The sequence below is a fragment of the Roseomonas acroporae genome (genome assembly GCF_023223525.1).
Taxonomy (GTDB): domain Bacteria; phylum Pseudomonadota; class Alphaproteobacteria; order Acetobacterales; family Acetobacteraceae; genus Roseomonas_E; species Roseomonas_E acroporae.
Genome location: NZ_JALPRX010000116.1, coordinates 1 through 18,538, shown reverse-complemented (window position 1 = coordinate 18,538; position 18,538 = coordinate 1). Strand labels below are relative to the sequence as shown.

The 18,538-nt window shown below is 73.5% G+C and carries 16 protein-coding genes; 6 read left to right on the top strand and 10 right to left on the bottom strand.

The features are described 5' to 3' along the window. Window positions 1-533 precede the first annotated feature (533 nt). Together M0638_RS23365 and M0638_RS23360 are read left to right on the top strand one after the other, a co-directional pair. Window positions 534-2,219: a B12-binding domain-containing radical SAM protein gene (locus tag M0638_RS23365; protein ID WP_248669368.1), complete on the top strand. Its 1,686-nt coding sequence runs from the start codon at window positions 534-536 to the stop codon at window positions 2,217-2,219. Between the two features lie 42 nt (window positions 2,220-2,261). Continuing rightward, a complete protein-coding gene (locus tag M0638_RS23360) occupies window positions 2,262-3,014 on the top strand; it encodes an META domain-containing protein (RefSeq protein WP_248669367.1) in 753 nt (250 codons plus the stop codon). Between the two features lie 11 nt (window positions 3,015-3,025). On the opposite strand, the gene dinB is transcribed toward M0638_RS23360, so the two are convergent. The 10 genes from dinB to M0638_RS23310 form a co-directional block, all read right to left on the bottom strand. After that, on the bottom strand, window positions 3,026-4,066 hold the full coding sequence (gene dinB, locus M0638_RS23355; protein WP_248669369.1) for a DNA polymerase IV: 1,041 nt from the start codon (window positions 4,064-4,066) through the stop codon (window positions 3,026-3,028). A 326-nt stretch (window positions 4,067-4,392) separates the two neighbouring features. After that, window positions 4,393-4,671 carry a hypothetical protein gene (locus tag M0638_RS23350; RefSeq protein WP_248669366.1) on the bottom strand — a complete coding sequence of 93 codons (279 nt, stop codon included), beginning with the start codon at window positions 4,669-4,671 and terminating at the stop codon, window positions 4,393-4,395. A 255-nt stretch (window positions 4,672-4,926) separates the two neighbouring features. Then, window positions 4,927-5,901, bottom strand: a complete 975-nt coding sequence (locus M0638_RS23345; RefSeq protein WP_248669365.1) for a transglutaminase family protein — start codon at window positions 5,899-5,901, stop codon at window positions 4,927-4,929. Between the two features lie 238 nt (window positions 5,902-6,139). Then, entirely contained in the window at window positions 6,140-6,859 is a 720-nt protein-coding gene (locus tag M0638_RS23340) for an ABC transporter ATP-binding protein (protein ID WP_248669364.1), read from the bottom strand. Then, complete coding sequence (locus tag M0638_RS23335; protein WP_248669363.1) at window positions 6,846-7,646, bottom strand: ABC transporter ATP-binding protein; 801 nt, start codon at window positions 7,644-7,646, stop codon at window positions 6,846-6,848. The genes M0638_RS23340 and M0638_RS23335 overlap by 14 nt, the downstream gene beginning before the upstream one ends. 217 nt (window positions 7,647-7,863) lie before the next feature. Beyond that, window positions 7,864-8,892, bottom strand: coding sequence for a branched-chain amino acid ABC transporter permease (locus M0638_RS23330; protein ID WP_248669362.1), 1,029 nt, complete (start codon window positions 8,890-8,892; stop codon window positions 7,864-7,866). Next, the gene (locus tag M0638_RS23325) at window positions 8,889-9,761 is read right to left on the bottom strand and encodes a branched-chain amino acid ABC transporter permease (RefSeq protein ID WP_248669361.1); all 873 of its coding nucleotides are present in this window, start codon (window positions 9,759-9,761) and stop codon (window positions 8,889-8,891) included. Before M0638_RS23325 ends, M0638_RS23330 begins: the two co-directional genes overlap by 4 nt. Window positions 9,762-9,846: 85 nt before the next feature. Next, window positions 9,847-11,010: an ABC transporter substrate-binding protein gene (locus M0638_RS23320; RefSeq protein WP_248669360.1), complete on the bottom strand. Its 1,164-nt coding sequence runs from the start codon at window positions 11,008-11,010 to the stop codon at window positions 9,847-9,849. Window positions 11,011-11,045: 35 nt separating this feature from the next. Further along, window positions 11,046-12,047, bottom strand: a complete 1,002-nt coding sequence (locus tag M0638_RS23315) for an isopenicillin N synthase family dioxygenase (RefSeq protein ID WP_248669359.1) — start codon at window positions 12,045-12,047, stop codon at window positions 11,046-11,048. Window positions 12,048-12,072: 25 nt separating this feature from the next. Next, on the bottom strand, window positions 12,073-12,837 hold the full coding sequence (locus M0638_RS23310) for an SDR family NAD(P)-dependent oxidoreductase (RefSeq protein WP_248669358.1): 765 nt from the start codon (window positions 12,835-12,837) through the stop codon (window positions 12,073-12,075). Window positions 12,838-13,414: 577 nt separating this feature from the next. Here M0638_RS23310 and M0638_RS23305 point away from each other — a divergent pair. From M0638_RS23305 to M0638_RS23290, 4 genes are read left to right on the top strand one after another with little or no spacing between them, the layout of a single operon-like run. Then, window positions 13,415-14,704: an amidohydrolase/deacetylase family metallohydrolase gene (locus M0638_RS23305; protein WP_248669357.1), complete on the top strand. Its 1,290-nt coding sequence runs from the start codon at window positions 13,415-13,417 to the stop codon at window positions 14,702-14,704. Next, window positions 14,701-17,091: a xanthine dehydrogenase family protein molybdopterin-binding subunit gene (locus M0638_RS23300; protein ID WP_248669356.1), complete on the top strand. Its 2,391-nt coding sequence runs from the start codon at window positions 14,701-14,703 to the stop codon at window positions 17,089-17,091. Before M0638_RS23305 ends, M0638_RS23300 begins: the two co-directional genes overlap by 4 nt. Continuing rightward, complete coding sequence (locus M0638_RS23295) at window positions 17,088-17,894, top strand: FAD binding domain-containing protein (RefSeq protein WP_248669355.1); 807 nt, start codon at window positions 17,088-17,090, stop codon at window positions 17,892-17,894. Before M0638_RS23300 ends, M0638_RS23295 begins: the two co-directional genes overlap by 4 nt. Next, entirely contained in the window at window positions 17,891-18,364 is a 474-nt protein-coding gene (locus M0638_RS23290; protein ID WP_248669354.1) for a (2Fe-2S)-binding protein, read from the top strand. The genes M0638_RS23295 and M0638_RS23290 overlap by 4 nt, the downstream gene beginning before the upstream one ends. Window positions 18,365-18,538 lie beyond the last annotated feature (174 nt).

The window sequence follows — 18,538 nt, the reverse complement described above, 5'->3', positions numbered from 1 at the left end:
GGCGGCTTCCCGCCGGTGCTGCTCTCGCCGATCGACTTCGTGGCGCTCTGGCAGAGCCGCCGCAGCCCCGAGGGCCAGCCGCCGGTGGCGATGGCCTGACGGCAGCCCGCGCCTAAGCAGGCTTGCGCAGCCTGCGCCACGGATGGAAGTCGGCGAAGGCAGGCTGCGCAAGCCTGCTCAGCCATTCGTCCATGCGCAAACCTCCAGAGGTTTGCTTGGAGCGGATCGCCGACGGGCGGACACGCCCGGCGGCGTGAATCCGTCCCGAGAGCAACGAGCTACAGCGAACCGCGGTCCCAACCGGACCGCGGTTCGCTGTAGAGCATCTTCAAGCCGGGCGTACTCACCCGGCGACCCGGAAAACGCGAAAAACCGAAAGGCTGGAGCCGTTCCGGCCGGCGCGGTGGCCGGTGCCGCGCCGGACCGGCACCGGCCCCGGCCCCGCCGATCCTTCCCCCGCGCGAAGCGGGACGCGGCGGGCGGCGACCCGCCGCGCGCGCTTCCCCGCCGGGGCCCGGTCCGGTGAAACCGCGGTGCAAGCTGGCCACGCCAGCCTCGCCGCCATGCGCATCCTGCTGATCAACCCACCCTACCTGTCGCTGACCAGCACCTGGGGCGTCGGCCACCAGGTGCCGCTCGGCCTGCTCTCGATCGCCGGGCCGCTGGCGGATGCCGGCCACACGGTGCGGCTGCTCGACGCCGAGGCGCGGCGCCTCTCCCTCGATTCGGTGGCCCGGGCGGTCGCGGCCTTCGCGCCGGAGGTGGTGATGACCGGCCATGCCGGCTCCACCCCGGCGCACGCGACCTGCCTCGCGACCCTGCGCGCGGCGCGGGAGGCGGCGCCGGGCGCGGTGACGGTCTATGGCGGCGTGCATCCCACCTACCACGCCGCCGGGAGCCTGGCGGAGGCGCCGTGGCTGGACGTGGTGGTGCGCGGCGAGGGCGAGGCCACCACCCTCGCGCTGGTCGAGGCGCTGGCGCGCGGCGAGGATCCCGCCACGGTGCCCGGCCTCGTCCTGCGCCGCGGCGGGCAGGCCCTGCCGACCGGCGAGGCGCCGGTGATCCGCGACCTCGATGCCTGCCGCGTCGCCTGGGAGCTGGTGGAGGACTGGGACCTCTACCGCTGCTTCGGCCTCGGGCGCGCCGTGGTGGTGCAGTTCTCGCGCGGCTGCCCGCACCGTTGCTCCTATTGCGGCCAGTACCAGTTCTGGGTGCGCTGGCGCTTCCGCACCCCGGCGCGGATGGTCGAGGAGATCGTGACGCTGCACCGCCGGCACGGCGTTCGCTTCGTCGACCTCGCCGACGAGAACCCGACCTCCTCGAAACGGCTGTGGCGGGAATTCCTCGAACGCCTCGCCGCCGAGCGCCTGCCGGTGCGCCTCTTCGCCACCATCCGCGCCGCCGACATCGTGCGCGACGCGGACATGCTCGACCTCTACCGCGCGGCCGGCATCGTCTGCGTGCTGATGGGCATCGAGACCACGGATGCCGGCACGCTGGCCGCGATCCGCAAGGGCTCCACCACCGCGACCGACCAGCAGGCGGTGGCGCTGCTGCGCCGGCACGGCATCCTCTCCATGCTCGGCCACATCGTCGGCTTCGAGGAGGAGCGCGCGGCCGATTACTGGCGCGCCCTGCGCCAGATACGCCTCTACGACCCGGACCTGCTGAACGCCATGTACGTCACGCCGCACCGCTGGTCGGACTGGACGGCGGAGAATGCCGGGCGCCGGGTGATCCAGGCCGACCCGACGAAGTGGGACTACCGGCACCAATTGCTGGAGACGCGCCACCTGCGCCCCTGGCAGGTCTTCGCGCTGGTGAAGCTGACCGAGGCGGTGGTGCATCTGCGCCCGCGCGCGCTGTGGCGGCTGCTGCGCCACCCCGATCCGGTGACGCGGCAATGCCTGCGCTGGTGCTTCCGCAATTCGGCGCGGGTCTGGCTGGCGGAGGTCGCCGAATTCCTGTTCCGCACGCGCTTCGAGAAGGCGCCGCGCACCCTGGCCGAGTGGTTCGGCGTGGCGGCGCCGGCGGCGATGCGCCCCGACACGGTCCCGGCAGGGGGCGGCCGGTCCGGTGCCGCGCCGGGAGGGGCGGACGCCGCCGCGGCGGGCCGCGAACCGGCCACCGCGCCGGCGGGGAGGCCGCCATCCGGCACGCCGGCAGCGCGCCGGCCTGGCCTCGTCGCGGCGGGCCGCATCGCCACGAACCGGCCTTGATGCGGCGATAGGAGGCGAACGCCTTCTCGGGGAGAATCCGCCATGCCCGCCGCCATCGCCGGCCTGTCGCGCCGCCGTCTCGCCGGCCTCGCCCTGATGCTGCCCGCCGCGCGCGCCGTGGCGGCGGAAACGGTGCTGCGCGGCACCGTCGTCTTCCGCGAGCGCATGGCGCTGCCGCCCGATGCCGTCACCGAGGTGACGCTGGCCGACGTCTCGCGGGCCGACGCGCCGGCCCGCGTCATCGCCGAGACCCGCATCGCCGGCGGGCAGAGCCCGATCCCCTACGAGCTGCGCTTCGACCCGGCCCTCGTCCTGCCCGGCCGCCGCCACGCGCTGCGGGCGCGGATCACGGCGGGCGACCGGCTGCTCTTCGCCAGCACCACGCACCATGCCCTGCCCGCCGGCGGCACGGGCGACACGGCGATCCCGGTCCAGCGCGTGGCGGGGGACGCCGCTCCACCGGGCCCGGCGGGGCGCTGGCTGGCCGAGGACATACGCGGCGGCGGCGTGCTCGACCGGGTGCAGTCGGTGCTGGAGATCACGGCGGAAGGCGCGGTGTCGGGCACCGGCGGCTGCAACCGGATCGCCGGCAGTGCCAGCGTGACCGGCAACCGGATCGAGTTCGGCCAGCTCATCTCGACCATGATGGCCTGCACGCCGGCCGTCATGGACCAGGAGCGGAAATTCCTCGACGCGCTGAAGGAGGCACGGCGCTGGCGGCTCGACGCGCCGCGCCGCAAGCTGCTGCTGCTGGATGGCCGGGACAGGCCGGTCATGGTGCTGGCCCAGGCGTAGAGCATTGCCGGTCACAGCCCCAGCGCGTACTGCCCGCCGCCATCCCCCTCCCCCGTCTCCAGCCCCGACAGGGTGAGCCCCAGCAGCCGCACCCCGAGCGGCATCGGGAACAGCGCCGCCAGCATCTCCACGCCGATGCGCAGCAGCTCGTCCCGCCCGCCGACCGGCCGGCTGCCGGAGCGCGTGCGCGTCACCTGCCGGAAATCCGCGTACTTCACCTTCAGCGTCACGCCGCGCGCGGCGAAGCCGTGCCGTGCCGCGTGCGACCAGACCTTGTCGGCGAGCGGGGCCAGCGCCGCGCTCATCTCCGCCAGCGTGGTGAGATCGGTCGTGAAGGTCGTTTCGTTGCCGATCGACTTGCGGATGCGGTCCGGCCGCACCGGGCGGTGGTCCACGCCGCGCGCGATGGCATGGTAGAAGGCGCCGGCCTTGCCGAACTCGGCGCGCAGGAATTCCAGGCTCTGCCGGCGCAGGTCGAGCCCGGTGTGGATGCCGAGCCGGTTCATCCGCGCCGCCGTCACCGGCCCGATGCCGTGGAAGCGGCCGACCGGCAGATCCTCCACGAAGGCCGGGCCCATGCGCGGGGTGATGACGAACAGCCCGTCCGGCTTGCGCTGGTCGGAGGCGAGCTTGGCGAGGAACTTGTTGTAGGAGACGCCGGCCGAGGCGGTCAGCCCGGTGCGGGCGCGTATCCCGGCGCGGATCGCCTCGGCCACGGCGGTGGCGCTGGGCAGGCCGCGCAGGTCCCCGGTGACGTCGAGATAGGCCTCGTCGAGCGAGAGCGGCTCGATCAGCGACGTGTATTCCGCGAGGACGGCGCGTATCTCCTGCGAGATGGCGCGGTAGTGGTCGAAGCGCGGGCGGACGAAGACGAGCGCCGGGCATCTGCGCCGCGCCAGCGCCGAGGCCATGGCGGAGCGGACGCCGAAGCGGCGCGCCTCGTAGCTCGCCGCCGCCACCACGCCACGCGGGCCGGCGCCGCCCACCGCGATGGGCAGGCCGCGCAGCGCCGGGTCGTCGCGCTGCTCCACCGAGGCGTAGAAGGCATCCATGTCCACGTGGATGATCCTGCGGGTCGCCTCGGGCGCGGCCGGGGACCGGTCGGCCGGCGCCTCGGGCTGATCCGCTTCGGCGTCGGCTGCCAAGCGCCCTCTCCGGCCTCGTTCTCCCGCCTGCGCCCCGCCCACCCGCCTCGGCCCGGTCGGGCGCGGGGCGACGGGGGCAAAACGGCGGCACGGCGTCGGCCCGGAGGCGTCCCGACCGAGGCCCGGCGAGGCGTCCGAAGGGGCCGGGGGCCGCGCAGGGGCGCCGCGCGGAACGCCGCCTTCGCCGAGGCCGCCCGTCGGGGCCACCCGTCGGAGCCGCCCGTCGGGGCCGGTCAGACCTGCCGCAGTTCGTCCAGCCTAACGCTTCCCTTCTGGCTGGTGAAGGCCAGCGAGGATTCGCCGCCCTGCGCCTGCTGCACGCCGCCGATGCGATGATCGCCGGAATCGTACACCGTCACCTTGCCGTCCCGGCGGACGGCCAGGCGGTGCTTCTCCGGGAAGAAGGCGTACTGCGTGTCGTTCTGGCCGCCGCTGGTGGAAGGCTCGCCCAGATCCTTCGGCCACCACGCCTCGCCGCCCGACATCGGCTTCATCGGTTCCATGGGCTTCATCGGCTCCATGGGTTTCATGGGCTGCATCGGCTTCATCGGTTCCATGTGACGGCGTGTCCTGCTGGTTGCGCCGGCGCGCGAATGGCGCGCCCGGGCCCCCTCAGACGCGGTCGAGGCCGCAGGGTTCCGCCGCGCGAGGCCAGCCCGCCTTGCCCGGCATCCGCCGGCCCGCACCCGAACCCGATGCGCGCCCCCCCCTATGCTCCCGCGCCCGCGTCCTGCCACGCCCCGGCCGGCCCTTCCGGAGGGCGGCGCCTATGCCGCCGTCACCGGGCTCGGGGCCGGCTTGGCACGCTGCTGCCGGACCTTCACGCCGCCCGAGGCCGAGGCGCGCGGCGCCTTCGCCTTCGCGGAGCGCGGCACCGCCGTGACCGTGACGTTGACGTCCAGCGACTTGGTGTCGCCCGCCCGGCCGTAGTAGCCGCCGGAGACCGGGACGGCCTGCTCCGGCCCGCGCGTGACGCCGATGCGCACCAGGTTGCTGCCGGCGATCAGCCCGTTGGTCGGATCGTACTCCACCCAGCCGGCGCCCGGCAGGTAGACGCTGCACCAGGCATGGGTGAAGCCGCCGCCGCGCGTCGTGCCGCAATCGTCGTAGAGGTAGCCGGTGACGAATTTGGCGGCGAGGCCGAGATGGCGGCACGCCTCCATCATCAGCAGGGCGAAGTCGCGGCAGGTGCCGGTGCCGAGGTCGATCGTCTCGGCGGCGGTCTGCGTGCCCTCCTCGTGGCGGGCGCCGTAGCGGAAATCCGCCTTGATCGCGTGGGTTATGCGGCTGAGCAGCTCGCGCGTCGGCACCGCCTCCCCGCCGATGAAGCTCCGCGCCCAGGCCGCGACCCGGCCCTGCGGGTCCGGGTATTGCGGCGTGGCGAGCAGGGCGAGGTCCGGCGCCTCCAGCTCGGGGTAGCTGAACGGGTAGGTCTCGGCCCAGGGGTAGAGCGCCGCCGCCGGCAGGTCCGGGCAGTCCGGGAAATGCATCAGGTCGAGCGTGGAGACGATCCGCAGCGTCGTCGTGCGCAGCTCGTCCGGCCATTGCAGCAGGCAGACGGAGTTGCCGAACACGTCGTGCGCCCAGTGGATGGCCGAGGGGGCGGGATCGACCTTCAGCGTGGCACCGTGCAGGCGCAGATCGTGGCTGTCACGGGGGCGGACCATGAGCCGGTGGGTCGTGAGTCCGACCGGGTTGTGGTAGGCGTACTCGGTGACGTGCTCGATGGCGATGCGGGCCATGGCGCTCCTCGATCTTCTTGCGCCGCAGCAGGATCACGGCGTCCCGGAACGCACTATACGCCCTTGCCGCGCCCATGGCAGGGCGCACGTGACGCGACAGCGCGGCCGCCCGTGGGAAGGGCGCCCCCGTGCGCCGCGGCACGCCGGGGCCGTCTCCGCCCGGCTCATGGAGGCCGCGCAACCCGCCGGCGCGGCACGCCTTCCGCGCCGCCGCTCCGGCGCCGTGGCGTCGCCGGCGCTACGCCGCCGCGGCGTGGCCGCCGAGATAGGCGGCGCGCACATGCGGGCTGGCCAGCAGCTCGGCCCCCGTGCCGGTGCCGACCACCCGGCCGGTCTCCAGCAGGTAGGCGCGGTCGCACAGGGTCAGCGCCGCGAGCGCGTTCTGCTCCACCATCAGCACGGTCAGCCCCTCCTGCCGGATCTCGCGCACGATCGCGAACACCTGCTGTACGAGGTTCGGGGCCAGTCCCAGCGACGGTTCGTCGAACATGACGAGGCGCGGGCGCGACATCAGCGCGCGGGCGATGGCCAGCATCTGCTGCTCGCCGCCCGAGAGCGTGCCCGCCGCCTGCCGCAGCCGCTCGCCGAGGCGCGGGAAGCGGGCGATCATGCGGTCGAGGTCGGACGCGATGCCGGCGCGGTCGCGGCGCAGCAGCGCGCCCATCTCCAGGTTCTCGCGCACGGTGAGGTGCGGGAAGACGCGCCGCCCCTCCGGGCAGTGCGCGATGCCGGCCTTGAGGATCCCGCGCGGGGCGAGGCCGCCGATCGGGCGGCCCTCCCAGGTGATCCGCCCAGCCGAGGGTGCCAGCAGCCCGCTGATCGCCTTCAGCGTGGTGGACTTGCCCGCGCCGTTGGCGCCGATCAGGCTGACCATCTCCCCCTCGCGCACCTCCAGCGAGACCTCGTGCAGCGCGGCGATGCGGCCGTAGCGGACGGTGACGTTCTCAAGCCGGAGCATGCAGCACCCCATCGGCTTCCGGCACGGCACCGAGATAGGCGCGTATCACCTCCGGGTCGTCGCGCACCGCGTCGGGCGGGCCGGCGGCGATGATGCGGCCCTGGTTCAGCACCACCACCGTGTCCGAGATGCGCATCACCATCGCCATGTCGTGCTCCACCAGCAGCACGGTGATGTTCCGCTCGTCGCGCAGCCGGCGGATCAGCGCGGTGCACTCGGCGGTCTCCGAGGGGTTGAGGCCGGCCGCCGGCTCGTCCAGCAGCAGCAGGCGCGGCCGCGCCGCGACGGCGAGCGCGATGCCGAGCCGCCGCTGCTCGCCATAGGCCAGCACGGAGGCCACCGTGCCGGCCCGGTCCGCGAGACCCACCAGCTCCAGCAGCGCCACCGCCTCGGCCCGCAGCCGCTCCTCCTCGCGCCGCGCCGAGGGCAGCCGCAGCAGCGCGCCGAACACGCCGGCCCGGCCGCGCAGGTGCAGCGCCATCAGCGCGTTCTCGAACACGGTGCAGGCGCCGAAGATGCTGGTGCGCTGGAAGCTGCGCACCACGCCGCGCGCGGCGATGCGCTCGGGCGGCAGGCCGGAAAGCGGCTGGCCCTCGAACAGCACGCGGCCCTTGGTCGGCGGCATGTAGCCGGTGATGACGTTGAAGGCCGTCGTCTTGCCGGCGCCGTTGGGGCCGATCAGGCTGACGATGCGGCCCGCCGGCACCTCGAAGCTCATGTCGGCGATGGCGACGAGGCCGCCGATATGGACGGCGACGTGCTCGACGGCGAGCAGCGGGGGGCTCATGGTCGGCACCCCCGGGGAAGGCGTCGCCTTCCCCGGACCCCATCCACCAGGAGGGCGAGGCCCTCCTGGACCTCTCCTCGTTCTTCGGCCTCGCGGGTTGGAACGCACGGGCTCGATTCCGAACGGGGGGTCCGGGGGGCTTCGCCCCCGGCGGGGATGCAAGGGGCGGAGCCCCTTGCCGGGGTCCGGGGCGGAGCCCCGAAGCGGGCCGGCACACTCATCCCTCGGCCTCCACCGCCACCGCCGCCGGCTTCGCAGCCGCGCGCCGCGGCCAGAGCGAGGCCACCGCCGGCACGATGCCGCGCGGCAGGAACATCACGATCAGGATCATGGCGACGCCGTAGGCGATCCACTGCGCCTCCGGCGGCGCCGAGCCGCGCAGCAGGTCCGGCAGCGGCCCGAACAGCAGGCCGCCCACCACCGGCCCCCACAGCGTGCCCTTGCCGCCGGTGACGACCATGATGACCATGGTGACGGTGTAGATGAACAGGAACACGTCCGGATCGACGATGCGCACGGAATGCGCGAACAGGCTGCCCGCCGCGCCGGCGATGCCGGCCGAGATCACCGTGGCGATGACGAGGTAGTGGGTGACGCGGATGCCGACGGAGCGGGCCAGCGTCTCGTTCTCGCGCAGCGCGACCAGGGCGCGGCCGATGCGCGAGCGCACCACCTGCCGCACCAGCAGGAAGGCCACGGCGGCGACGGCCAGCACCAGCCAGTAGATCTGGTCCTTGCGGAACAGCGCGATCGGTGCGTCGAGGCCGGGCCACCAGAGGCTGAGCGCCGGGATGCCGCTCAGCGCCATCGGCCCTTGCGTCAGCTCCACCCAGTTCAGCGTCAGCAGACGCAGCACCTGCGCGAAGCAGATGGTGATGATGACGAAATAAGCCCCGCGCACGCGGAAGGCGAGCCGGCCGAGCAGCCAGCCGAACAGCGCGGGCACCACGATGCCGGCGAGGAAGCCGAACCAGACCGGCTGCGGCGCCAGGGTGATGCGCTGGCCGAAGCCGATCCCGATGTCGAAGCCCAGCGTGGTGAGCGCGCTGGCATAGGCGCCGAGGCCGAAGAAGGCGGCATGGCCGAGGCTGAGCTGGCCGGTATAGCCGAGCAGCAGGTTCAGGCTGATCGCGCCGATGATGAAGATGCCGGCGGAGGCGAGCACGGAGAGGGTGTAGGGGTCCGGCAGCAGGATCGGCACGGCGGCGAGCAGGGCGAGGAAGGCCCAAGGAAGGAAATATCTCATCCGATGCGCTCCCGTGCCGCGACGAGGCCCTGCGGGCGGATGGCGAGCACCAGGATGATGAGCAGGAAGCCGAAGGCGTCGCGGTACTCGGTGGAGAGGTAGCCGGCGCCGAATTCCTCGACATAGCCGAGGGCGAAGCCGCCGATCGCCGCACCCGGCAGGTTGCCGAGCCCGCCCAGGATGACGATGGCGAAGGCCTTGAGGCCCACGAGGTCGCCCATGGTGGGGGAGACCACGAAGACCGGCCCGAGCAGCGCGCCGGCGGCGGCGGCGAGGCCGGAGCCGAGGGCGAAGGTCATGGTGTGGACGAGGCCGACGCGCACGCCCATCAGCGAGGCGGTCTGCGGGTCCTGGAAGGTGGCACGCATCGCCGTGCCGATGCGGGTGCGGTCCAGCAGCAGCCAGAAGCCGACCAGCAGCGCCACCGCGACCGCGAAGACGAAGAGGCGCAGCGGCAGCACCGAGACGGGACCGACCACCAGCGGCGTGCCGACGAAGGGTGTGGGCACCATCTTGGCGACGCCGCCCCAGACCCACATCTCCGTGTTCTGCAGCACCAGCGCGGCGCCGATCATCACCAGCATCACGGAGTCGATGTCGGCATGGCGCAGCGGGCGCAGCAGCACGAGTTCCACCAGCGCGCCGAGCGCCACGCCGAGCAGCGTGGCCAGGACCAGCGAAAGATAGAAGTTCAGCCCGAGCAGCGACACCAGCGCGTAGACCATGTAGGCGCCGAAGGCATACAGCTCGCCATGGGTGAAGTTCACCACGCGCATGACGCCGAAGATCAGCGTCAGCCCGATCCCCAGCAGCGCGTAGGTGCCGCCGAGGACCGTGCCGTTGACGAGGTGCTGAAGGGCCTGGTCCATCATGGCATCCCTGGCGCGGCATCCCTGGCGCGGCCAGCACGGCCGCGCGGCGGCGCGGGGCGGGCGCGCCGCCCCCGCCCGTGCTTCAGATCAGCGTGGCCTTGCCGTCGGCGAGGCGCACCACGTAGGCGTTGGGATGGTTCTGCCCGCTCTCCTGGCCGGCGGGGCCTTCCTTGAAGAAGCGGATGTCGCCGTTCACGCCCTTCACGTCCACCTTCCACAGCGCCTGGCGGATCGCCTCGGCCTCCGGCTTGCCGGCGCCGGCGATCGCGGCGGCGGCGGTCAGCACCGCGTCGTAGCCGCGGAAGCCTTCCGTCAGGCCGGCGAATTCCCAGCCGTTCCTGTTCCACTCGTCGGTGTAGGCGCGCGCCACCTCCGGGTGCCTGGCCAGTTCCGGGAACCAGGGGGCATAGAACAGGATGTGGTCGCTGCTCTGCCCGGCGGGCAGCGGGTTGTGCAGGAGCTGGTCGGGGAAGGAGCCGCCGGTGCTGATGAGGCGCTTGTTCACGCGCTGCTCGATCGCCTGGCGCAGCGCCAGGGTGAGCTGCTCGACGCCGGTGGTGACGAACAGCGTGTCGCTGTCCGACTGCTTCAGCGCGGTGAGCTGCGCCGAGAGGTCGGTGGCCTCGGGCGTCATGGTCTCGGCGCGGCCGGTCGGGATGCCCTTGGCGCCGAGCACGGCGCCGTACTTCTCGGTGGCGCCGCGGCCGAAATCGTTGTTGACCGAGAGGAAGTCGATCTTGCGGATGGGCGGCGAGAATTTCGGCAGCAGCTCGGCGAAGGCCAGCGCCTCCATCTCCGAGGTCGGCGCGATGCGGAACACCCAGGGATTGCCGGAGGTGGTGATGCGCGCCGCCGAGGAGGTCTCGACGATCATCGGCACCTTGTACTCCAGCAGCTTCGGCAGGATCGCCAGGGTGAAGGTGGAGCTCCAGGCGCCGATCATCACCGGCACGCGGTCGCGCAGCATCAGCTTCTCGGCCGCGGCGACGGCCTCGCGCGGGTTGGACTTGTTGTCCTCCAGCACCAGCTCGATCGGCCGGCCGAGCACGCCGCCGGCGCGGTTCAGCACGGCGACGGCCGCCTTGGCGCCGTTGGCGACGTAGTTGCCGGAGGCGGCGACCACGCCGGTCAGCGGCTGCGTCATGCCGATCCGCACCGGCTCGGCGGCGAGGCCGTGGCGCAGCACGAGTGGGGCGGCCAGCGGGGCGGCGAGGCCGCCGAGCAGGATCGTGCGTCGGTTGAGCATGCGGTGCGGCATCCCTTGCGTTGCGGGCACGTCGTTCAGGCGGCGGCGAGACGCGTCTGGCGGTACTTCAGGTCGCGGTACTCGCCGGAGAGCACGGGCGGGTACTTCGCATCGCCGGCCGGCGCGATGCACTCGATCGGCGCGTCGTAGTTCGGGTGCGAGAAGAAGGCGATGGACAGGCGCCGGCTGCGCGCGGCCGCGCCGTCGGGCGGGTTCACCACGCGATGCACGTTGGAGACCCAGCGGTCGTTGGTCCAGCGCATCATCAGGTCGCCGATGTTGATGACGAAGTGGCGCGGATCGGTCTCGACGTCGAGCCAGGTGTCGCCCCAGCGGCCGCCGCGCGTCTGCACCTGCAGCCCGCCCGGCACGTTCTCGCCGTTGAGGATGGTGAACAGCCCGTAGTCGGTGTGCGCGCCGGCGCGGAGCTGGCCCGGCACCGGCGCCTCGGTCTGCTCCGGGTAGTGGTTGAGCCGCATCGCGGTGATGTGGCGGTCGAACTTGTCATCGAAGAAGTGCTCGTCGATGCCGAGGCCGAGGGCGGAAAGGCGCAGCATCTCCAGCGCCAGACGCTCCACCGCCGCGTAGTAGGCGGCGGCCGCCTCGCGGAAGCCGGCGGGGCGCTCGGGCCAGAGGTTGGGGATGAAGTAGCGGCGGCCTTCCCCGCTCGTGTAGTAGGGCTCGTCCGGCCAGCTCTCGCGGCCGAGATGATAGTATTCCTTGAGGTCCGGCGGCGTCGCCAGCGCGTTGCCGTGCGAAAGGGCCTCGATGCCGAGTGCGATGTAGCCGCGCGGCGTGCCGGGCACCGCGTGGATGGCGCGCCGTTTCTCGGCCAGCGGCAGGGCGAAGAATTCGTTGGCCGTGTCGCGCAACGCGTCCATCACCGCCGCCGGCACGCCATGGCCGGTGACGGTGAAGAAGCCGATCTCGCGGCAGGTGCGGTCGATCTCCCGGCCGAGGCGCAGCCGGTCGGCCGGCGTGCCGCCGCCCGGCGCTTCCAGGGCCGGCGAGAGGTCGATGACGGGAATCTCGGACATCGTCTGGTCTCCCTGGGGCGCTCCCTCAGTGGTAGTAGGCGCCGCCATCGACCACCAGCGTCTGGCCGGTGACGAAGGCGGCGTCCGGACCGGCGAAGAAGCAGGCGGCACCGACCAGATCCGCCGGCACCATGTCGCGCGCCAGCACGCGGCCGCGCAGCGACGGCTCCTTCACCCCCGCCACCAGCGCCGGGTTGCGGTGCACGCCGTCGCTCAGCGTGAAGCCGGGGGCGACGCTGTTCACCAGCACCTTGTCGCGCCCCATCTCGGTGGCGAGGGCGCGCGTCAGCGACACCACCGCGCCCTTGCTGGCCACGTAGTGCGCCATGTACGGGTTGCCCTTGAAGGCGACGCCGGAGCTGATGTTGATCACGCGCCCGCCGCCGCGCCGCCGCATGGCGGGAAGCGCTGCGCGGCAGCACAGGAAGACGCCGATCACGTTGACGTCCAGCACGCGCCGCCACTCGGCGATGTCGAGCCGCTCGAAGGGCTGCGGCGTCAGCGTGGCGTAGATGCCGGCATTGTTCACCAGGATGTCGAGCCCGCCGAACTCCCGCTCGGCCGCCGCCACCATGGCTGCCGTGTCGGACTCCGAGGCGACGTCGGCATCGATGCCGGCGGCGGCGATGCCGGCATCGCGCAGCCGCGCCGCCGCCGCCTCGGCGCCGCGCAGATCCGCCACCAGCACAGCGGCGCCGCGCTGCCCCAGACCCTCGGCCAGGGCGTAGCCGATGCCGGAGGCGCCGCCGGTGACGACCGCGACCCTGCCGGCCAGGGGCGCGCCGCTCACGGCAGGCATCCGGCGGCGGGCTCGGCGGCGGGTCGGTCGAGGCTCACGGGCGGGGGAATTCCCTGTCTGGAAGCGGGCGGACGGCGCGGGCCGATCCGGCCGACGCATCGGCGACGATGCGGACCGTCCCCGGCCCGGGGAATGTCGGTCGGATGATTGCAAGCGTGGTGCCAAGCCTGCCGGCGGGCGCGCCGCCCGCCGGGAGAGGCGAGGCGCGGCCGCCACCATCGGCCGGCGGCCGGCCGGCATGCGCCGGACCAGCACAGGCTTTGAGCGGGTTGGCGCGAAGATGGGCAGATTCATGTGGCATCAACCACCTAAAATGCGCCGGCGGCACCGCCTGCCCGCAGCATCGGCCGCGTGAATCCCCGGCAACCCCCGCAACCGCCTCGTTCGGCTTGAATCTATGTGGCTATAGCCACACTATAGGACCGCCCCCGACGCTGGCATGCGCCTTGCGACGACAGGGGCGACGAACCGGGGCGACGAACCGCCCGATCACGCCGCCGCGGCACGCCGCGCGCCGACACGCCTCCAGGCCGGGGCCCCTCCCCCTGCCCAACCAGGGATGCCTGCCATGGATATCGTCCAGACCGAGCCCTACGACCTCGTCCTGCGTGGCGGCCGCGTCGTCGATCCCGCCCAGGGCCTCGACGGCATCGCCGACGTCGCGGTGCGCGGCGGCCGCATCGCCGCCGTGGCGCCGAGCCTGCCCGGCCCGGCGCTGGAGACGGTGGACGTGCGCGGCCGGCTGGTGCTCCCCGGCATGATCGACACCCACGCCCATGTCTATCGCTTCGTCAGCGGCCGCTTCGGGCTGGACGCGGACACGGTGGGCGTGCGCTCCGGCGTCACCACGCTGGTCGACCAGGGCGGCCCCTCGGTGCTGACCTTCCCGGGCTTCCGCGAATACGTGGTCAAGCCGGCGGCGAGCCGCGTGCTGGCCTTCATCTCCGCCTACATGGTCGGCGGGCTGGAGGGGCACTACTACCCGGAGCTGTACCGCCCCGACTGCATCGCCATCGAGGACACGATCCGCGCCGGGCGCGAGAACGGCGACCTGGTGCGCGGCGTGAAGGGCCATGCCGAGATCGGCGGCTTCACCCGCTGGGGCGACGCCGCCATGAAGAAGGCCGCCGAGATCGCGCGCGGCATCGACCGGCCGCTCTACATCCATTTCGGCCAGCTCTGGCCGCTGCCCGAGGACGCGGAATCCTACGACCCGGACGCGATCCTGCCCGAGATGCTGGAGATCATGCGCGCGGGCGACATCCTGGCGCACCCCTTCACCCGCCACCCGGGCGGCTTCGTGGACCGGCACGGCAGGCTGCACCCGGTGGTGCGCGAGGCGCTGGCGCGCGGCCTCAAGACCGATGTCGGCCACGGCTCGCACTTCTCCTTCAACATGGCGCGGCTGGTGCTGGAGGCGGGCGTCCGCCCCGACACGCTGGGCGCCGACATGCACGGCTACAACACCAAGGTGCAGAAGCCGATCGGCACGCCGGACCAGCACCCGGACAAGGAGGAGATGCACCTCTTCGCCGGCAACCAGAATTTCTCCCTCGCCTCGGCCATGACCAGCATGCTGGCGCTCGGCCTGCCGCTCGACCACGTGGTGGCGATGGTGACGAGCAACTGCGCCGCGATGCTGCGCATGGAGGACGAGCTGGGCACGCTGCTGCCGGGCCGCGAGGCCGACATCTCCGTGCTCGCCGACGAGCGCGGCCGCTTCCTGCTGCAGGACAACGAGGGCACCAAGGTGGTCGCCGAGCGGCTGCTGCGCCCGGTCTTCTGCCTGCGCGCCGGCACGCGCTTCGACGCCGACGCCAACATCCTGCCCCGCCCGGTGCTCGCCGAGGCGGCGTGACGGTGCCGGCGGACGGCGCGCTGCCGCCCGGGGAGACGGGCGGCGGCCTCGGCGTCGGCGCGCCGCTGCGGCGCAAGGAGGATGCGCGCTTCCTGCGCGGCCGCGGCCGCTACGTGGGCGACATCGCCCGCCCCGGCATGCTGGAGGTGGCCTTCCTGCGCAGCCCGGTCGCGCATGCGCGGCTGCGCGGGCTGGAGAAGCCGGCGGGGGCCGAGGACAGCGTGTTCACGCTGGACGACCTCGGCGCGCTCGGTGCCATCCGCGCCGTCTCCGCCCTGCCCGGCTTCCGCGTCTCCGAGCAGCCGGTGCTGGCCAGCGGCAAGCTGCGCCATGTGGGCGAGGCGATCGCCGCCTGCGTCGCGGAGAGCCGCGCCGCCGCCGAGGACCTCGCCGCCGCCTGCGCGCTCGACTACGAGGCGCTGCCCGCCGTGGTCGACATGCTCGCCGCGCGGCGGCCGGACGCGCCGCTGCTGCACGAGCACTGGCCGGACAACGCCTTCCTGGAAACCCGGCGTGACGAGGACCTCGCCGACCTCGACGCAATCGCCGCCGCCAAGGTCACGCGCCGCCTGCGCACCGCGCGCCAGAGCATGGCGCCGATGGAGGGGCGCGGCGTGCTGGCGGAATGGGACCCGCGCCTGGAGCAGCTCGTCGTCACCACCTCGGCGCAGATGCCGCACGTCACGAAGAGCGGCCTCGCCGAATGCCTCGGGCTGGACGAGGGGCAGATCCGGGTGATCGCGCCCGATGTCGGCGGCGGCTTCGGCTACAAGGGCATCCTGCTGCCCGAGGAGGTGGTCTGCGCCCGCCTCGCCATGCTCCTCGACCGGCCGGTGCGCTGGCTGGAGGACCGGCTGGAGCAGCTCACCGCCAACGCCAATTGCCGCGAGCACCACTACGTCGTCACCGCCTGGGCGGACCGCGAGGGAAGGCTGCTCGGCGCCGAGGTGGACGCCACGGTGGATGCCGGCGCCTATTCCTCCTACCCGTTCAGCGCCTGCCTGGAGGCGGCGCAGATCGGCTCGATCTTCCCCGGCCCCTACACCCTGCCGCGCTTCCGCTTCCGCACCGTCTCGGCCTGCACCAACAAGCCGCCCATCCTGCCCTTCCGCGGCGTCGCCCGCACCGGCGTCTGCTTCGCTCTGGAAACCACGCTGGACGCGCTGGCGCGGCGGCTCGGTCTCGACGGCGCCGCGATCCGGCAGGCCAACCTGGTGCCGCCGGAGGCGATGCCGTACCGCAACCTCGTCGGCAAGGTGTTCGACAGCGGCGACTACCCGGAGGCGCTGCGCCGCGCGGTCGCGCATTTCGACCTCGGCGCGATCCGCGCCCGGCAGGCGGCGGGCGAGCCGGTCGGCTTCGGCCTCGCCGTGTTCTGCGAGCAGGGCGCGCACGGCACCTCGGTCTATCACGGCTGGGGCATCCCCTTCGTGCCGGGCTACGAGCAGGCGCTGGCGCGGCTCTCGCCGGACGGCGTGCTGGAATTGCGCGTCGGCGTGCACAGCCACGGCCAGGGGCTGGAGACGACGCTCTCGCAGGTGGCGTACGAGGTGCTGGGCGTGAACCCTGCGCGCGTGCGCGTGGTGCATGGCGACACGGCGCTCACCCCCTACTCCACCGGCACCTGGGGCAGCCGCGCCATGGTGATGGCGGGCGGCGCGGTGGCGGAAGCCTGCCGGCAGCTCGGCGAGCGGGTGCGCGCCATCGGCGCCGCGCTGCTCCAGGCGCCCGGCGAGTCGGTGACGCTCTCGGGCGGCGCGGTGCGGCACGGCGAGGCGGCGGTGACGATCGACGAGGTGGCGCGCACCTGGTACCGCCGGCCGCAGAACCTGCCGCGCGACGTGAACACGGGCGGGCTGGAGGTGACGGCGGGCTACCGGCCCGATCCCGACACCGGCACCCACTCCTACGCCGCCCATGCCTGCGTGGTGCGGGTGGACACGGAAACGGGCGCGACCGGGATCGAGGACTACGTGATCGTCGAGGATGGCGGGAAGCTGGTGAACCCGATGATCGTGGACGGGCAGGTGATCGGCGGCCTCGCGCAGGGCATCGGCACGGCGCTCTACGAGGAGATGCCCTACGACGCCGAGGGCCAGCCCCTGGCCGGCACGCTGGCCGACTACCTGCTGCCCGGCGCGCCCGAGGTTCCCGATGTCCGCCTCGACCACATGGAGACTCTGAGCCCCTGGACCACCTTCGGCCAGAAGGGCATCGGCGAGAGCGGCGCGATCGGCCCGCCGGCCGCCATCGTCAACGCGATCAACGACGCGCTGGCCCCCCTCGGCGCCGAGGTGCTGGACCTGCCGGCCAGCCCCCGCCGCGTGCTGGCGGCGATCGCGGCGGCGCGCCGGTCGGAACGGGCGCCGCCCGGAGAGGCGCGATGAAGCCCGCCGCCTTCGGCTACGACCGCCCCGCCGACTGGCCGGCGGCGCTGGCGCTGCTCGCCGCCGGGGCACGGCCGGCGGCCGGCGGCCAGTCGCTCGGCCCGATGCTGAACCTGCGCCTCGCGCAGCCCGAATCCCTGGCCGATCTGCGCCACCTGCCGGGCTATGCCGGCGTCGCCGTGGCGGACGGGATCGTGCGGATCGGCGCCGGCACCACCCATGCCACGATCGAGGATGGCGCCGTGCCCGGCCGGCTCGGCGCCATCCTGGCCGGGGTGGCGCGGCGCATCGCCTACCGGCCGGTGCGCAACCGCGGCACGATGGGCGGCAGCCTCGCCCATGCCGACCCGGCCGCCGACTGGGTCTCGGTGCTGCCGGCCTTTGCCGGCCCCCTTGGCGGCCATGCCGTGGCGCTCGGCCCGGCGGGCGAGCGGCGCATCCCGCTCGACGGCTTCATGCTGGGCCTGTTCGAGACGGCGCTGGCACCCGGCGAGCTGCTGCGCGCGGTGGAGCTGCCCGTGCTCCCGGAGGCCACGCGCTGGGGCCACTGGAAGTTCTGCCGCAAGACCGGCGAGTTCTCCAAGGCCACGGCCTGCCTCCTCGCCGTGCCGGGCGCCGCCCCGCGCGCCGTGCTGGCGGCGCTCGACGCGCCTCCCCTGGTGCTGCCCGACGCCACCGCCCTGCTCGCCGATCCCGAGGGCGAGTCCGAGCGCCTCGTCGCCGGGCTCGACCTCGCCGACCCCTGGCGCGCCGCCATCGCCCGCACCGCGCTGCGCCGCGCGGCGGCCGGAGCCGCCGCATGACCGAGATCCCCGTCACCCTCACCGTCAACGGCCGCGCGCGCACCCTGCGCGCCGAGCCGCGCACGCAGCTCGCCGACCTGCTGCGCGGCGGGCTGCTGCTGACCGGCACGCATCTCGGCTGCGAGCACGGCGTCTGCGGCGCCTGCACGGTGGAGCTGGACGGCGCCCCGGCGCGCTCCTGCATCACCCATGCCGGCGCCTGCGACGGCGCCACGGTACGCACCATCGAGGGCTTCGACGACGACCCGGTGATGGCGTCGCTGCGCGAGGCCTTCTCGGCCGAGCACGCGCTGCAATGCGGCTACTGCACGCCGGGGATGCTGATCGCGGCGCGCGACGTGGTGCTGCGCCTGCCCGACGCGGACGAGGCGCGGGTGCGCGAGGAGATGTCGGGCAACCTCTGCCGCTGCACCGGCTATCGCGGCATCGTCCGCGCGGTGCTGCGCGTGCTGCGGGAACGGCGCGGATAGCGCGGCCCCGCCGCCCCCGTCGCGGTCACGCTGCACGGCCGGAGGACGGCCGGCCCGGGGCCTAGAGCATTTTCGAGCTGGGTGTACTCACCCGGCGACTCGGAAAATGCGAAAAACCAAAAGGCTGGCGCCGTTCCGGCCCGATCCGGTCAGGCCGGAACGGCGCCAGAGCGG

What these genes read in the sequence shown, in the direction of transcription:
- M0638_RS23330 (WP_248669362.1), bottom strand. Translation starts at nt 8,892, where the DNA reads ATGAGATATTTCCTTCCTTGGGCCTTCCTCGCCCTGCTCGCCGCCGTG.
- M0638_RS23345 (WP_248669365.1), bottom strand. Translation starts at nt 5,901, where the DNA reads ATGGCCCGCATCGCCATCGAGCACGTCACCGAGTACGCCTACCACAAC.
- M0638_RS23315 (WP_248669359.1), bottom strand. Translation starts at nt 12,047, where the DNA reads ATGTCCGAGATTCCCGTCATCGACCTCTCGCCGGCCCTGGAAGCGCCG.
- M0638_RS23360 (WP_248669367.1), top strand. Translation starts at nt 2,262, where the DNA reads ATGCCCGCCGCCATCGCCGGCCTGTCGCGCCGCCGTCTCGCCGGCCTC.
- M0638_RS23320 (WP_248669360.1), bottom strand. Translation starts at nt 11,010, where the DNA reads ATGCTCAACCGACGCACGATCCTGCTCGGCGGCCTCGCCGCCCCGCTG.
- M0638_RS23350 (WP_248669366.1), bottom strand. Translation starts at nt 4,671, where the DNA reads ATGAAGCCCATGGAACCGATGAAGCCGATGTCGGGCGGCGAGGCGTGG.
- M0638_RS23290 (WP_248669354.1), top strand. Translation starts at nt 17,891, where the DNA reads ATGACCGAGATCCCCGTCACCCTCACCGTCAACGGCCGCGCGCGCACC.
- M0638_RS23340 (WP_248669364.1), bottom strand. Translation starts at nt 6,859, where the DNA reads ATGCTCCGGCTTGAGAACGTCACCGTCCGCTACGGCCGCATCGCCGCG.
- M0638_RS23335 (WP_248669363.1), bottom strand. Translation starts at nt 7,646, where the DNA reads ATGAGCCCCCCGCTGCTCGCCGTCGAGCACGTCGCCGTCCATATCGGC.
- dinB (WP_248669369.1), bottom strand. Translation starts at nt 4,066, where the DNA reads ATGGATGCCTTCTACGCCTCGGTGGAGCAGCGCGACGACCCGGCGCTG.
- M0638_RS23305 (WP_248669357.1), top strand. Translation starts at nt 13,415, where the DNA reads ATGGATATCGTCCAGACCGAGCCCTACGACCTCGTCCTGCGTGGCGGC.
- M0638_RS23295 (WP_248669355.1), top strand. Translation starts at nt 17,088, where the DNA reads ATGAAGCCCGCCGCCTTCGGCTACGACCGCCCCGCCGACTGGCCGGCG.
- M0638_RS23325 (WP_248669361.1), bottom strand. Translation starts at nt 9,761, where the DNA reads ATGGACCAGGCCCTTCAGCACCTCGTCAACGGCACGGTCCTCGGCGGC.